We start from the raw sequence: 14,146 nt of genomic DNA, 5'->3' as shown, positions 1-14,146 counted from the left end.
TCCCGGGGCCCCCCCGCGGCCCCCCCGCCCCGCCCGGCGCAGAGGGGCCGCCCGCCCCGCCCCCCGCCCCCCCCCCTGCACAGGACCCGGACGTCTCGGTCCTCGCGCCTCTCGAAGTGGTCAACCCAGCTCGGAGAGACGGCGGTTGGCCAGTACCGGCACCGCCCGGCGTACCGAAGCGACCTCGTCGGGATCGAGGTCGGCCAGCAGCATCCCCGGTTCCGGGCCGAGCGACTGGCGTACGGTGCCGTCGGGGCCGACGACCACGCTGTGGCCGATCCCGGTGGGCGCCTTCGACCTGGCGGGCGCGCCGGACGCGGCCGGGTCCGCCTGGTCCACGGCGGCGACCCAGAGGGTCGCGTCGAGCGCGCGGGCGCGCGTCAGCAGCTCCCACTGCTCCCGCTTCCCCGGCCCCGCGCCCCAGGAGGCCGGCAGCAGCGAGGCGACCGCGCCCGCGTCGGCATGGGCCCGGAACAGCTCGGGAAAGCGGACGTCGTAGCAGGTCGCGAGGCCGATCCGGAGGCCGTCCACATCGATGGTGACCACGTCGGAGCCGGGCGCGACGGTGTCGGACTCGGCGAAGCCGAAGGCGTCGTAGAGGTGGATCTTGTCGTACGACGCCTCCACCCCGGGCCCGGTGGCCAGCAGTGTGTTGGTCACCTTGCCGTCCGGCGCGGGGGTGAACATCCCCGCGACCACCACGAGCCCGGTGTCCCCGGCGATCGCGCGGACGCCCTCGGCCCACGGCCCGTCGAGCGGTTCGGCCAGCGGGGCGAGCGGGATGCCGAAACAGGCCATCGCGGCCTCGGGGAAGACGACGACGCGGGCGCCCCCGTCCGCCGCGCGCCGGGCCTCGTCGCGCAGGAGCCCGAGGTTCGACTCGGGGTCGGGGCCGGTGGTGAGCTGGCTCAGCGCGATGCGCATGGGCGGTTCCTTCCGTGTGTACGGGGTGGGGTGCGGGTCCGGTGGTGCGGGAATCCGCGGAGCCCCGGGGGAGCCGGGGCGGCGCGGTCAGCGGGTGGGCGCCTCGTCCGACCCTACGGATGCCACGGCGGGGTTCCCGGCCGACGGCGTCAGCGGATCCTCCGCGTCGGCGTCCGCGCCGTCGCGGCCCAGCCACACACCGCCGATCGTGATGACCGCGGTGATCGCGATGTAGAGCGCGAGCGGCACCCACGAGTGGTACGCGTCGAGCAGCGCCGTGAACAGCAGCGGAGCCACCGCCCCGCCCACGACTCCGGCCAGGGTGTAGGCGAGCGAGGAGCCCGTGTAGCGCAGCCGCGGGGAGAACTGCTCGGAGATGAAGGCGGCCTGCGGACCGTACATCAGCGAGTGGATGGCGAGCGCCACCACCACCCCGGCGGCGAGCAGCGGCCAGCTCCCGCCCGAGGTCAGCGGGAAGAACACGAACGGCCACACCCCGGCCGCCACGGCGGAGATCCCGTACAGCAGACGCCGGTTGATCCGGTCGGAGAGGGCGCCCGCCAGCGGGATGAGGAAGATCTGGAACGTCGAGCCGATCAGGACGGCGCCCAGCGCCGAGCCGCGTGACATGCCGAGTTCGCCGGTCGCGTACGTCAGGACGAAGACGGTGAACAGCGCGTACAGCACGTCCGGCGCGATCCGGCTGAGGATCGCCGCGGCCAGTGCGCGCGGGTGGGTGGTGAAGACCTCCTTGATCGGGGCCTCGGGGCGCTTCTCCTCCGCCTCCATGGCCTGGAAGACCGGGGTCTCCTCCAGCTTCGTACGGATCCACAGCCCGAAGACGACCAGGACCCCGGAGAGCAGGAACGCCACGCGCCAGCCCCAGCTGACGAACTGCTCGTCCGTCAGCAGGAGGCCGAGGGCGGCGAGGACACCGTTGGCCAGCAGATTTCCCGCGGGCGGACCGACCTGCGCGGCCGAGGCGTAGAAGCCGCGCCGCCGCGGATCGCCGAACTCGCTGGACAGCAGTACGGCGCCGCCCCACTCGCCGCCGACCCCGACGCCCTGCGCGAAGCGCAGGATCACCAGCACGATCGGGGCGGTCACACCGATCGTCGCGTACGACGGGAGCAGCCCGATGAACAGGGTCGCGACGCCGATCAGGACGAGCGTCGCGATGAGGACCTTCTTGCGGCCGATCTTGTCACCGAGGCGCCCGAAGACGAAACCGCCCAGGGGACGGGACACGTAGCCGACGGCGTACGTGGAGAACGCCAGCAGAGTCCCGGTGGCCGGGTCCTCCGAGGGGAAGAACACCTCGCCGAAGACCAGGGCGGCGGCCACGGAGTAGATGGCGAAGTCGTACCACTCCAGGGCGGTTCCGGTGAGGCTGGCGAAGAAGGCGCGGCGGACCGCGGAGCCGCTTGGCGGGGACTGTTCCGTGCTCGTGCTGGTGTGGTTCACGACATCCGTCCTTGGGTGGGGCGCACCGCCGTCGGGGGAGGGCGCACTGTCGACCTTCCGGCATACTTCTTGTATACAGGTGGTATGCGCAAGCCTTCCGCGCAAAGTTAACCTCGCCGATACCGCGAACGATGTGGAGAACCCCCATGGCGCTGCTCACCTTCGAACTGCCCGACGGCACCACCCGGCAGGCCGATGTCGTCCAGGTGCTCAACGCCGGCTACGCGGGCCGCAGCCAGGAGGACGTGGCCGCGCACGTGGCCGAGCTGGCCGAGCTCGGCGTCCCGGCGCCGTCCGTCACCCCCGCCCTGTACCCGGTTTCCCCGTACCTCGCCCAGCACACCGACCGGGTCAGCGTCCAGCACGGGCGCACCTCCGGTGAGGCGGAATGGGCCCTGGTCGTGGACGGTGAGGGCGAGCTGCTGCTGACCGCCGCCTGCGACCACACCGACCGTGAGCTGGAGGTGCACGGGGTGGCCTGGAGCAAGAACGCGGGTCCGGACGTGCTCGCCCGCCGCGCCTGGCGGCTGGCCGATGTGCAGGACCGGCTCGACAGCCTCACCCTGCGGGCCTGGGTGGGCCGGGAGGGCGGGGAAACCCTCATCCAGGACGGCACCCTCGCCGAGCTGCTGACCCCCGCGTACTGGGCGGAGGTGCTGCGGGAGCGGGGTGATCTCGTGCCCGGCACGGTGCTGATCTCCGGCACGATCCCCATGGTCGAGGGCGTGGACCAGTTCGCCGACCGCTGGCGGGTGGAGCTGGGCGACCCGGCCACCGGCGACACGATCGGGCTCGCGTACGACGTGGTGCCCATGCCGGCGGCCATCGGCTGAGCCGCACCGCACCGCACCGCACCACGCCGCCCGGATCCGGGCCGAGGGCCTGCGCCACCGGTGCGTAGACACTGTCTACCCATCGGTGGTAGACAGTGTCTATGGATGAACGCGACGAGGGCCTGCGGGCCCGTCTGGTGGCGGTCGGCGTCGATCTCGTGGCCAGGGAAGGCGTGCAGGCGCTCTCCCTGCGCGAGATCGCCCGGCGGGCCGGGGTCTCACACGGCGCGCCGCGCCGCTACTTCCCGACGCATGCCGCACTGCTGTCCGCGATCGCGCGCCAAGGGTTCGCCGGTCTCGCGCAGGAGGCCGCCGCGGCGGTGGCGGGCGGTGGCGCGGCGGACGGCGCCGCCGCCGGTCCGCGCGCGCGGATCCTGGCGCTCGGACGGGTCTATCTCGGCTACGCGGCGGCCAACCGCGGCATGTTCGAGCTGATGTTCCGCCACGATCTGCTGGAGAACGCCGTGGCCGGGGAGGCCCCGGGGCTGCGCGAGACCAGCCTGCCGCTCTTCCGGGTGCTCGTGGATCTGATCGCCCGTGTGCCGAACCGGCCCGGCACGGGGTCGCCGGAGACGGTCGCGGGCGCGCTGTGGGCCAATCTGCACGGCATCGCCCAGTTGTGGGCGTGGGGCAGCCTCCAGCTCGCCTCGGGCACCGACGACGCCGATCCGCTGCTGCGCGCCGCGCTCGACGCGTACCTCGGGCCGGAGCGCCCGTGAAGAGCGGGGAGCCCATCAAGCACGAGGAGCCCGTGAAGAGCGGGAAGCCCATCAAGTACGAGGAGCCGGTGGAGAGCGGGGAGCCGGGTCCAACGGGTCCCGGAGCGCCCGCGAGAGCCGGACTTCCGCAGCGGATCGTCCTCGCCGGGAGCGTCGCGGGCGCCGCCGTCGTCGCGCTGGACGGCACCGTGCTGACCGTGGCGCAGCCCAGCCTGCGCGGCGATCTGGGCGCCACCTTCCCGCAGATCCAGTGGACCGGCACGGGATATCTGATCGCCGTGGCCGGGCTGCTCGTCCTCGCCGGACGGCTGGGCGACCGGTACGGGCACCGCCGGATGTTCGCCGTCGGCATGCTCGGCTTCGGCGCCGCCTCCGCGGGGATCGGTCTGGCACCCGGCGTCGGCTGGGTGATCGGGCTGCGGGTCGTGCAGGGGGTCTTCGGCGCCCTGCTGCAACCGGCCACCCTCGGGATGCTCCGTGCCGCCTGCCCGCCCGACCGGCTGGCCGGGGCGATCGCGCTCCGCACCGGCGCGATCGGGGTGGCCGCCGCCGCGGGCCCCGTCGTCGGCGGCGCGCTCACCGCCCACTTCGGCTGGCGCGCGGTCTTCTTCCTCAACGTCGTGCCCACGGTGGTGATCGGTGTCCTCGCCCTCGCCGTCCGGATGCCCGACCGGCCCGGGGATTCCAGGGCCCGGCTCGACCTGCCCGGCGCCGGGCTGCTCGCCGCGGCCCTGATCTGTCTGGTCCACACCCTGGTCGGGCTGCCGGAGACCGGCTGGACGCCGGGGGCGGCGCTGGGGTGCGCGGGGGTCGCCGTCGCCGCCGCCGCGTTCGTCCGCCATGAACGGAGGACCCCGCATCCGCTGGTGCCGCCCGGTCTCCTCGGCCGGGCGGCCCTCGGCCCGGCGCTCGGTGTGCTGCTGTGCGCGTCGGCGGCGCTGTTCGGCACCCTCTTCGTCGCCACGTACTTCCTTCAGGACGTGCTCGCGATGGACCCGCTCGAAAGCGGGGTGCGCGTGCTGCCCCTGGCCGTGCTGATGGTGCTGGCCGCACCCGCCGCCGCGGCGCTCTCACGCCGGTGGGGGCCGCGCGGGACGGCCGTGCCGGCGATGGCCCTGATCGCGCTGGGCATCCTCGTGCTCTCCCCGCTCGACCGGGGATCGCCGCCCCTGGCGATCAGCGGCGGCTTCCTCGTGCTGGGGGCCGGTTTCGGCGCGGTCATGGTCACCGCCACCGCCGTCGTCGTACGCCACGCGCCGGTGGCCCGTGCCGGGGTGGCCGGCGGGCTCCAGCAGACCGCGATGAACATCGGCCCGGTGCTGGGGGTCGCCCTGGCCGCCACCCTGCTCACCCTCGCCGGAGGCGGACCGCGGGACACCGGGCCGGACGGGACGGCGCCGTACGGCGGTGGGGAGGACGCCTTCCTCTCCGCCATGGGCACCACCCTGCCGGTCCTCGCGGCCGTCGCCGTGCTCGGCGCGCTCCTCGCGACCCGGCTGCCCGGCCCCGGGACGGACCCGTCGGGCGGCTCCCGCCGGGCCTCCCGATCCTGACCAGGCGTTCCCAAGAGTCCGCGCCGTGTGTAGCGTCTAGGTCTGTCGTTAGGATCAGGCCGGACAAGTGAGTGGGGTCTGGTGCACTGCACTCGCTCCGCCCGCTCCGTCCCGGCGCACCGAACTGCCCTCCGGACGCCGAGCGTGATCGCCACGCGGAGAGCGTGCGTGCCAGGGCACGCGAGCCCGGCAAGATCCAAACGGCAGGCGCCGGGCACCTGGTGAACCGGCCTTTACGACCTGCTCGATCACAGGAGAGTTCGTTGAAACGACCGCCCTACCTTGCCGCCGCCGACCGCTACGAGGGCATGCGGTTCCAGCGCAGCGGTCTGAGCGGTGTACGGCTGCCGCAGGTCTCCCTGGGGCTGTGGCACAACTTCGGTGACACCGCCCCGCTGGAGAACCAGCGCGCCGTGCTGCGCCGCGCGTTCGACCGGGGTGTCACCCACTTCGACCTCGCGAACAACTACGGCCCGCCGTACGGCAGCGCCGAGGCGAACTTCGGGACGGTCTACACGCAGGACTTCCGCCCCTACCGCGACGAGCTGTTCCTCTCCACCAAGGCGGGCTACGACATGTGGCCCGGCCCGTACGGCGAGTTCGGCTCCCGCAAGCACCTGCTGTCCAGCCTCGACCAGTCGCTGGACCGGATGCGCGTCGAGTACGTCGACCTCTTCTACTCGCACCGCTTCGACCCGGACACGCCCCTGGAGGAGACGGTGGGGGCGCTGGCCTCGGCCGTCCAGCAGGGCAAGGCCCTGTACGCCGGGCTGTCCAACTATCCGCCCGAGCAGATGCGGCGCGCCTCCGAACTCCTCAAGGAGCTGGGCACCCCGCTGCTGATCAACCAGCACGCGTACAACATGCTCGACCGCCAGATCGAGCAGAACGGGCTGATCGCCGCCTCCGACGAGGTCGGCGCCGGGGTCATCGCCTTCTCGCCGCTCGCGCAGGGACAGCTCACCGACCGCTATCTCAACGGGGTGCCCGCCGACTCGCGGATGGCCGTCGGCCACTTCCTCAAGCGGGACGCGCTCAGCGAGGAGAAGCTGACCCTGCTGCACGCGCTCAACAAGCTCGCGGGTGAGCGCGGCCAGACCCTGGCCCAGCTCGCGCTGGGCTGGGTGCTGCGCGACCCGCGGGTCACCTCGGTGCTGATCGGCGCCAGCAGCGTCGGCCAGCTCGACCAGAACCTCGCCGTCCTGGACGCCGAGCCCCTGACGCAGGAGGAACTGACCGCGATCGACGCCCTGCTGGCGCGGAGCGCGGTGGCGTAGGGCCTCTCGCCGCGGGCAGCGGCCCACAGGGCTGCCGTACGAGGGGGCCGACCGGAGGAGAAGCCGGCCGGCCCCCTCGGCATGTCCGGGCGCGCTGAAGCCCGTGGCCCCGGCCGCCCGTGGAGTCAGAGTTCCCGGCGGAAGGCGGCGAGAAGCTGTTTCGTGTGGTGCGCGGGTTCCGCGTGGATGACCATCCGGTCCATCGCCTGCATGTGCGCGGACACCTCGTGGGCCTCGTCCAGATAAAGCGCCCCGGTCAGATACTCGATGTAGACCATGTCGGGCACTTCGGGGATGTCGAAGCGGAACAGAACGAACGGGCTGTACGTACCGGGGTGCGGTCCGGCGCCGTACTCGGCTATCTGGAGGGTCACGTTCGGCAGCTCGACCGCCTCGATCAGCCGGTCGATCTGGGCGCGCATCACGGCCTTAGAGCCGACCGGCCTGCGTAACACCGTCTCGTCGAGGACGGCCCAGAAGGCGGGGGCGTCGGGGCGGGTGAGCAGCGCCTGTCTCTCCATCCGCAGGGCGACGTGGCGTTCGATCCGGTGCGGGTCGGTGGTGCGGCCGACCGCCCCCGTGGCCAGCACCGCATGCGCGTACTCCCACGTCTGGAGCAGCCCCGGCACGAAGTGCGGCTCGTACGAGCGGATGGTCCTCGCGGCCTCTTCGAGGCTGACGTACCCGCTGAACCAGTCGGGGAGCACGTCGTGGAACCGCTGCCACCAGCCGGGCTTGTTGGCCTCCTCGGCCAGTCGCAGGAAGACCTCGGTGTCCTCGGGGCCGAGCCCGTACTCCGGCAGCAGGAACTGGAGATAGGGGATCTTGAGGGAGACCTCGGCGGTCTCCATCCTGCGGACGGTGGCGGCGGTGACCCGGAGCAGCCGCGCCGACTGCTCCCGGCTGAGTCCGGCCCGCTCGCGGAGCGACCGGAGCTGTCTGCCGAGGACGAGCTGCCCGATGGTGGGCGCAGACCGAGGTTCGCTCACACTCCACCCCCGCCGACCGGTGCCATACCGGTGAGTCTGTCACAGCGGTACGAGCCTGTGGAGGCCCTGTTGACGGCTCGTGATGTTCCTGTGGCGGCTCTGGTCCGGCCCTCGTCGGCGGGCTCCCCGCTCCGTCGTCCCGGGTCCGTCGCGGGCCTTGACACCGTACGACGCGAATCTTACCGTACCGAGTGCCGATAAACGGAACAGCGTCTCAATGAATGGGACTTCAGAGTGCGCTTGGCCGGTCGGTTCCTGTCACTGACGACGGAAGATGTGGCCGCGTATGACCTCGCATGTCAGCAGTCCGGACCTGTCCGGACCGCATCTCCGGAGCGCCACCGGGAAAATCCTCCGACGCGTCGTTCCCGTATTCGCCGTCATGATGATGTGCAATCAGCTCAACCGTTCCAACATCGGGTACGCCCAGTCGCATCTGGAAGCGGATCTCGGTATCGGGGCTGCTGCCTACGGGCTCGGCGCCGGGCTGTTCTTCGTCTCCTACACCCTTTTCGAAATCCCCAGCAATGTCCTGATGGAGAAATTCGGGGCGAAGATCTGGCTCTCCCGCATCTGTGTCAGTTGGGGCATCGTCTCCGCCTGCATGCTCTTCGCGCAGGGGGAGTGGAGCTTCTACTTCCTGAGGTTCCTGCTCGGCATGGCCGAGGCCGGATTCGTGCCCGCCGTCCTCTACTACCTCACGAAATGGCTGCCGAACTCGCACCGCGGCCGGGCCAACGCGCGGTACGCGGTCGGCGCGCTCGTCGCCTTCTCCGCGTCGGGGCCCGTCTCGGGGCCGCTGCTCGCCCTGGACGGGGCGTGGGGGCTCGCGGGCTGGCAGTGGATGTTCCTGATGGAGGGGCTGCTCTCGGTCGGGGTGGGGGTGTTCGCCTTCTTCTGGCTCGACTCGAAGATCGAGGAAGCCCGTTGGCTGACCCCTGCCGAGCAGACGGCCCTGACCAGTGCCATCGCGGCGGACGACGCCGCCGCGGCGGCCGGCCGCGGGACGGTGCGCGGCGGACTGCTCGACGTGGTGCGCGCCCCGAAGGTTCCGCTGCTGTGCTTCATCTATTTCGCGGTCCAGATGTCGATCTACGCCAATACGTTCTGGCTGCCGTCCATCGTCCGCGGTATCGAGGGAACCAACGATTTCACCGTGGGATTCCTTTCCTCGCTGCCCTGGATCTGCGCGATCTTCGCCATGTTCACCCTCGCCAGGATCGGCGACCGCACGGGCCGGCGCAAACCGCTGCTGATCGGCGCCCTGGTGGTCGCCGCGGTCGGTTCCTACGCGGCGGCGGTGAGTACCCCGGTCATCGCCCTGGTGATGCTGTGCGTGGCCGCGATGGGGTTCAAGAGCATCAGCCCCATCTTCTGGCCCATCGTGCAGGGGACCGTGCATCCGATGGTGGTCGGTATGGCCATCGCGCTCATCAATTCGATCGCCAATCTCGGCGGATTCGTCGCCCCGTACGGATTCGGCCTGGTGCAGGAGCGGACCGGCAGCACCTCCTGGGGGCTCATCGCCCTCGCGGCGTTCTCCCTCGTGGCGGCGTGCGCGGTCTTCTTCCTCTCCGATTCCTCGGCGGCCCCGGCGAAAGAGCGTGAGAAGGCGTCGGAGAATTCCCCGGATTCCGGTGGTACCGCCGGTCCGCCCACCCCTGTGTCCGGCACCACGTCCCACTGAACGGTACGTCCTGAGGAGATCACCCCATGCATCTGGCCACACTCGTCCACCGGGGACGCCGACGGCTCGTCAGCAGGCCCGACGCCGACGGCGCGTGGCGGCTCGCGCCGCCCTCGGTCACGCTCGCCGGTGTCATCGCCGACGGCGTCCTGCCCGCCGGGGACGGCGAACCGGTCGGCACCACGGAGTCGGGCGACGGTGGCGGCCCGGCCGGCGGCTCCCGCGGGCCCGTCCTGCCGTACCGTCCGGCCACCCTCCACGGGATCGGCCTCAACTACCGTGACACCATCGCGGAGATGGGGTGGCGTACCCCCGCCGAGCCCTATCTCTTCCCGAAGCTCTGCTCCAGTGTGATCGGCCCGGGGGAGGCGATCGTCTTCGACCCGGAGCTGACCCGGCGCGTCGACTGGGAGACCGAACTCGCCGTCGTCATCGGCGCCGAGGCGCGCCATGTCACCGAAGAGGACGCGCCGCGCCATGTCTTCGGCTACACCGTCGCCAACGACATCTCCGCCCGCGACCTCCAGGAGGGCGACGGGCAGTGGGTGCGCGGCAAGGGACTGGACACCTTCTGCCCGCTCGGCCCGCTCGTCGTCACCGCGGACGCGGTCCCCGACCCGCACGCGCTGCGGATCCGTACCCGGGTCAACGGCGAGCTGGTCCAGGACGGCACGACGGCCGACATGGTCTTCCGGATCCCCCGACTGATCGCCTACCTCAGCCGGTTCTTCACCCTCCGCCCCGGTGACGTCGTCCTCACCGGGACCCCGGCGGGGTGCGGCGACTACATGACCCCGCCGCGCGCCCTGCGCCCCGGAGACCTGCTGGAGTCGGAGGTCGAGGGGATCGGACGCCTCGTCAACCCGGTACGGAGCGCCGGCGGCGCCGACTTGCTCCGTCCGCGTCAGGCGGCGGGCGGCAGATAGCCGAGGTCGGCCGACAGCTCCCGGCAGACCTGGGCCACGACCGGGCCGTACGTCGGGACGAGCGGCTCCATCCGTTCGGCGACGCCCGCCACGCTGATGCAGGCGACCGGCAGGCCGGTGTGGTCGTAGACGGCGGCGCCGCAGCAGCAGCTCGACTCGTCGAACTCCCGCAGATCCTGCGACCAGCCGCGTTCCCGGGTCCGCTCGATCTCGGCGTGCAGATCCGAGACCGTGGCCGCGGTCACCGGCGACAGCGGCGAACGCACCAGCTCGATCAGCGTCTCCTCCAGCTCGGGCTGCGGCAGCGCCGCCAGATAGGCGCGGCCCAGGGACGTCGAGTGCAGGGGGCGGGAGGCGCCGAGTTCGGCGGTGACGGCGGCGGGCCGCGTCCCGCGCTCCCGGTGGACGAACACCATCGTCAGCCCGTTGGGCACGCCGAGGCTGACCGTCTCCTGGGTGAGATCGGCGAGCTTGCGCAGGGCGGGGGCCGCCGCGTCCCTGAGGTTGGTCGACGCCACCGCGGCGGACGCCAGCCGTACCGCCGCCGAGCCGAGCCGCCACTGTCCGGCGGCCGGGTCGTGCGCCAGCCACCCCTGCTCGTGCAACCGGTCGACCAGCCGGTACGCGGTGCTGCGGGTCAGCCCCAGCGCCTGGGCGATCTCGGCGGTCGAGGCGCCGCGTGCGGTGGCCACATGCGTCAGGATCGCCAGCCCCCGGTCCAGCGCGCCCGCGGCCCGCTCACCCGAGCCGGCCCCCGAACCCGAGCCGGAACCCGAACCCGGGCCGGAACCCGCCCCTGAACCCGAACCGGCTCCTGAACCCATCGTCCCCTCGCCCATCGTTCCCCTCGGCCCTTCCCTGTTCTCCGGGCGCCCGCCCGTGCTCATCGGATGACACTACCGACCCACTTCGGCTGCTGTCACCGGGACTTGTGCGCTCCCCAGGACCATTGCTACGTTCAATCTACCCACTAAACGAGAACGTGTCCCAATGAGTGGGAATTCCCTGAAGGGGGGATGCCCGTCGGACACCCGGACCGCCGACACCCCGCGCTCCCCACACCCCGACCCCGTACCCACCCGGCCCGACTCTCCCGATCTCCCGACCCCTACGAGGTGAGCCCCGCCATGCCCCCCGTCCACGAGCACGAACCCCTGGAACCCCAGGTCCTCGACAAGCTGCGCCGCATCAGCACCGCCACCCTCGCCACCCGGCTCTTCGCCGAGGGGCTGCGGCAGCAGTTCCTCGTGGGACTCTCGCCGCTCAACCCCGGTCTCGACGGCTTCGTCGGCGAGGCGTTCACCATGCGCTTCATACCGGCGCGCGAAGATCTCGACACCCTCGAAAGCCTGCCGGGCGAGGACAACCTCCAGTGGCTGGGGGTGGAGAGCCTGGGGGAGGGGCAGGTGATGGTCATCGACAGCCGCAGCGACATCTCCGCCGCCTCGGCCGGCGACATGCTCGTCACCCGCGCCCTGCACCGCGGCGCCGCCGCCTTCATCACCGACGGGGCCTTCCGCGACGGTCACGTCCTCGCGACGCTGCCCATCCCGACGTACGCGCGCGCCGTCACCGCCACCACCCGCCTCACCAGCTTCCACGTCGCCGATCTCCAGGTGCCCATCGGCTGCGCCGGGGTGGCCGTCTACCCCGGTGACATCCTGGTCGGGGACCGGGACGGCGTCATCGTCGTACCCCGCCACCTCGCCCCGCGCATCATCGACGAGGCCCTGGAGCAGGAGGAACTGGAGCACTACCTGCACACCCGGGTGCACGCGGGGGAACCGCTCCTCGGCGGGCTCTACCCGCCGAGCGAGGAGACCAGGGAACAGTTCCGCCAGTGGAAGGAGGCCCGCGCGTGACGACGTACGGGACCGGGGACACCACCGCCTTCGAGAAGCTGGACGAACCCGCCCGCCGCGCCCGGATGGAGGCCACCATCCGTACCTACTTCGACGGCTGCAACGAGGCCGACGTCGAGAAGATGGCCGCCACCTTCCACCCCGACGCCGTCCACTACTTCCCGCCGGGCCTCGACGGGCCGTGGAAGGGCGCCCGCACCATCGCCGAGAACTGGCGCCGGCTCACCCTCACCATCGGCTCCGCCTGGACCATCGACCGGCTGATCACCGACCCGGCGAGCCATCAGGCCGTCATCGAGTGGACCCACTACAAGACCCGCGCCGGCGGCTTCCTGCGCGGCGACGAGTGGTACGCCTTCGACCCCGGCAGCGGCCTGATCACCGAGATCCGCGCCTACTACGCCGCCCGCGCGGACGGCCGCGACCACGTCGAACTCGAAGGGTTCGACTACGGCCCCCGCGGCTACCACCTGAGCTGCCCCGTCGACCGCCCGCACCCCGACGCCGGGTACCCGGCCCCGGACCCCGCCCCCTGACCGCCCTGCCCGCGCCTCGTACGACTCCCCATCCCTGAAGGAGCCCCCGCATGACGTCCGCGACCAGCCCGACCCCCGCCAAGCCCTTCGCCACCGCGCCGGGCGAGGCCACTCTCGACCGTATCTCCGCCGTACGCGTCAGTCTCGTACGGCTGCCGCTGCACACCCCGATCAGCGACGCCAAGGTGCTGACCGGCCGCCAGAAGCCGCTCACCGAGATCGCGTTCCTCTTCGCCCGGATCACCACCGAGGGCGGCCACGAGGGCATCGGCTTCGGCTACTCCAAGCGCGCGGGCGGCCCCGGGCTCTACGCCCACGCCCAGGAGATCGCCCCCGAACTCATCGGCGAGGACCCCAGCGACACCGGCCGGCTCTGGCAGAAGCTGGTCTGGGCCGGGGCGTCCATGGGCCGCAGCGGGCTGACCACCCAGGCCATCGCCGCCTTCGACATCGCGCTGTGGGACCTCAAGGCCCGCCGCGCCGGACTGCCCCTGGCCAAACTGCTCGGCGCCCACCGCGACTCCGTACGCTGCTACAACACCTCCGGCGGCTACCTCTCCATGCCCATCGAACAGGTGCTGGAGAACACCGGGCTCTCCCTGTCGCGCGGCATCGGCGGCATCAAGATCAAGGTGGGCCAGCCGGACACCAAGGAGGACCTGCGCCGCGTCCGGGCCGTACGCGAACACATCGGCGACGACGTGCCGTTGATGGTCGACGCCAACCAGCAGTGGGACCGCGCCACCGCCGCCCGCATGGGCCGCGCCCTGGAGGGCTTCGACCTCACCTGGATCGAGGAACCGCTCGACGCGTACGACGCCGAGGGCCACGCGGCGCTCGCGGCCACCCTGGACACCCCGGTCGCCACCGGCGAGATGCTCACCAGCGTCGCCGAACACAGCGGCCTGATCCTCACCGGCGCCGCCGACTTCATCCAGCCGGACGCCCCGCGCGTCGGCGGCATCACCCCGTTCCTCCAGATCATGGCCCTCGCCGACCACAAGTCCCTCAGCCTCGCCCCGCACTTCGCCATGGAGATCCACCTCCACCTCGCCGCCGCCTACCCGCGCGTCACCTGGGTCGAGCACTTCGAGTGGCTGGAGCCGATGTTCAACGAACGGCTGGAACTGCGCGACGGCCGCATGACCGTCCCCGCCCGCCCGGGACTCGGCCTCTCCCTCAGCGACCAGGCGGCGGCCTGGACCACGGACGACATCACCGTCACCGGCTGAGTCCGCGCGGTCCACGGGCTCCATTACTCCTTTCCGCGTCGATGTGCAGTCGAACAGCCGAATTCATGCATATTCGGGTCCACTCGGTGCGCCGCGGGTCTAGGCTCGTCATGTGACCTGGGCGCTGTCCGAGAGGGAGGGGGA

The 14,146-nt window shown here is 71.9% G+C and carries 13 protein-coding genes; 9 read left to right on the top strand and 4 right to left on the bottom strand.

Going from position 1 to position 14,146, the window contains the following annotated elements; translation table 11 throughout:
* Positions 1-120 precede the first annotated feature (120 nt).
* Together ACFXPK_RS04010 and ACFXPK_RS04005 are read right to left on the bottom strand one after the other, a co-directional pair.
* Complete coding sequence (locus ACFXPK_RS04010) at positions 121-924, bottom strand: carbon-nitrogen hydrolase family protein (protein WP_385071352.1); 804 nt, start codon at positions 922-924, stop codon at positions 121-123.
* Positions 925-1,011: 87 nt separating this feature from the next.
* Positions 1,012-2,388: an MFS transporter gene (locus ACFXPK_RS04005; RefSeq protein WP_385071349.1), complete on the bottom strand. Its 1,377-nt coding sequence runs from the start codon at positions 2,386-2,388 to the stop codon at positions 1,012-1,014.
* A gap of 146 nt (positions 2,389-2,534) precedes the next feature.
* On the opposite strand from ACFXPK_RS04005, the gene ACFXPK_RS04000 reads away from it, so the two are divergent.
* The 4 genes from ACFXPK_RS04000 to ACFXPK_RS03985 all read left to right on the top strand — a co-directional run bounded on the left by ACFXPK_RS04000 (position 2,535) and on the right by ACFXPK_RS03985 (position 6,770).
* Positions 2,535-3,221 carry a DUF2848 domain-containing protein gene (locus ACFXPK_RS04000; RefSeq protein WP_384991879.1) on the top strand — a complete coding sequence of 229 codons (687 nt, stop codon included), beginning with the start codon at positions 2,535-2,537 and terminating at the stop codon, positions 3,219-3,221.
* 101 nt (positions 3,222-3,322) lie between these two features.
* The gene (locus tag ACFXPK_RS03995; protein WP_385071346.1) at positions 3,323-3,940 is read left to right on the top strand and encodes a TetR/AcrR family transcriptional regulator; all 618 of its coding nucleotides are present in this window, start codon (positions 3,323-3,325) and stop codon (positions 3,938-3,940) included.
* 68 nt (positions 3,941-4,008) lie between these two features.
* Positions 4,009-5,493, top strand: coding sequence for an MFS transporter (locus tag ACFXPK_RS03990; protein ID WP_385071411.1), 1,485 nt, complete (start codon positions 4,009-4,011; stop codon positions 5,491-5,493).
* Between the two features lie 308 nt (positions 5,494-5,801).
* Complete coding sequence (locus ACFXPK_RS03985) at positions 5,802-6,770, top strand: aldo/keto reductase (RefSeq protein WP_384991960.1); 969 nt, start codon at positions 5,802-5,804, stop codon at positions 6,768-6,770.
* A 125-nt stretch (positions 6,771-6,895) separates the two neighbouring features.
* Here the strand turns inward: ACFXPK_RS03985 and ACFXPK_RS03980 are convergent, their stop codons facing one another.
* Positions 6,896-7,759 (bottom strand): helix-turn-helix domain-containing protein, encoded by an 864-nt coding sequence (locus ACFXPK_RS03980; protein WP_385071343.1) that lies wholly within the window; start codon positions 7,757-7,759, stop codon positions 6,896-6,898.
* 286 nt (positions 7,760-8,045) lie between these two features.
* Between ACFXPK_RS03980 and ACFXPK_RS03975 the strand changes: the two genes are divergently transcribed.
* The gene (locus tag ACFXPK_RS03975) at positions 8,046-9,446 is read left to right on the top strand and encodes an MFS transporter (protein ID WP_385071340.1); all 1,401 of its coding nucleotides are present in this window, start codon (positions 8,046-8,048) and stop codon (positions 9,444-9,446) included.
* A 26-nt stretch (positions 9,447-9,472) separates the two neighbouring features.
* Positions 9,473-10,372 (top strand): fumarylacetoacetate hydrolase family protein, encoded by a 900-nt coding sequence (locus ACFXPK_RS03970; protein ID WP_385071337.1) that lies wholly within the window; start codon positions 9,473-9,475, stop codon positions 10,370-10,372.
* On the opposite strand, the gene ACFXPK_RS03965 is transcribed toward ACFXPK_RS03970, so the two are convergent.
* Positions 10,351-11,259 (bottom strand): IclR family transcriptional regulator, encoded by a 909-nt coding sequence (locus ACFXPK_RS03965; RefSeq protein ID WP_385071335.1) that lies wholly within the window; start codon positions 11,257-11,259, stop codon positions 10,351-10,353. The two genes, ACFXPK_RS03970 and ACFXPK_RS03965, sit on opposite strands and share 22 nt — an antisense overlap.
* Before the next feature lie 240 nt (positions 11,260-11,499).
* Here ACFXPK_RS03965 and ACFXPK_RS03960 point away from each other — a divergent pair, with 240 nt between their 5' ends.
* From ACFXPK_RS03960 to ACFXPK_RS03950, 3 genes are read left to right on the top strand one after another with little or no spacing between them, the layout of a single operon-like run.
* Positions 11,500-12,234 carry a ribonuclease activity regulator RraA gene (locus ACFXPK_RS03960; protein ID WP_385071332.1) on the top strand — a complete coding sequence of 245 codons (735 nt, stop codon included), beginning with the start codon at positions 11,500-11,502 and terminating at the stop codon, positions 12,232-12,234.
* Complete coding sequence (locus ACFXPK_RS03955) at positions 12,231-12,770, top strand: nuclear transport factor 2 family protein (protein ID WP_385071329.1); 540 nt, start codon at positions 12,231-12,233, stop codon at positions 12,768-12,770. The genes ACFXPK_RS03960 and ACFXPK_RS03955 overlap by 4 nt, the downstream gene beginning before the upstream one ends.
* A gap of 50 nt (positions 12,771-12,820) precedes the next feature.
* Entirely contained in the window at positions 12,821-14,002 is a 1,182-nt protein-coding gene (locus ACFXPK_RS03950) for a mandelate racemase/muconate lactonizing enzyme family protein (RefSeq protein ID WP_385071326.1), read from the top strand.
* The last annotated feature ends 144 nt before the right edge of the window (positions 14,003-14,146 follow it).

Origin of the sequence: Streptomyces sp. NPDC059142 (assembly GCF_042755665.1) — a bacterium.
Classification (GTDB): domain Bacteria; phylum Actinomycetota; class Actinomycetes; order Streptomycetales; family Streptomycetaceae; genus Streptomyces.
The sequence above is the reverse complement of the archived record's forward strand: the minus strand, read 5'-3'. Positions and strand labels throughout refer to the sequence as shown.

Bases quoted from the DNA above. Each gene is read 5' to 3' on its own strand.
- ACFXPK_RS04010 (WP_385071352.1), bottom strand. From the start codon at position 924: ATGCGCATCGCGCTGAGCCAGCTCACCACCGGCCCCGACCCCGAGTCG.
- ACFXPK_RS04000 (WP_384991879.1), top strand. From the start codon at position 2,535: ATGGCGCTGCTCACCTTCGAACTGCCCGACGGCACCACCCGGCAGGCC.
- ACFXPK_RS03995 (WP_385071346.1), top strand. From the start codon at position 3,323: ATGGATGAACGCGACGAGGGCCTGCGGGCCCGTCTGGTGGCGGTCGGC.
- ACFXPK_RS03985 (WP_384991960.1), top strand. From the start codon at position 5,802: ATGCGGTTCCAGCGCAGCGGTCTGAGCGGTGTACGGCTGCCGCAGGTC.
- ACFXPK_RS03975 (WP_385071340.1), top strand. From the start codon at position 8,046: ATGACCTCGCATGTCAGCAGTCCGGACCTGTCCGGACCGCATCTCCGG.
- ACFXPK_RS03970 (WP_385071337.1), top strand. From the start codon at position 9,473: ATGCATCTGGCCACACTCGTCCACCGGGGACGCCGACGGCTCGTCAGC.
- ACFXPK_RS03965 (WP_385071335.1), bottom strand. From the start codon at position 11,259: ATGAGCACGGGCGGGCGCCCGGAGAACAGGGAAGGGCCGAGGGGAACG.
- ACFXPK_RS03960 (WP_385071332.1), top strand. From the start codon at position 11,500: ATGCCCCCCGTCCACGAGCACGAACCCCTGGAACCCCAGGTCCTCGAC.
- ACFXPK_RS03950 (WP_385071326.1), top strand. From the start codon at position 12,821: ATGACGTCCGCGACCAGCCCGACCCCCGCCAAGCCCTTCGCCACCGCG.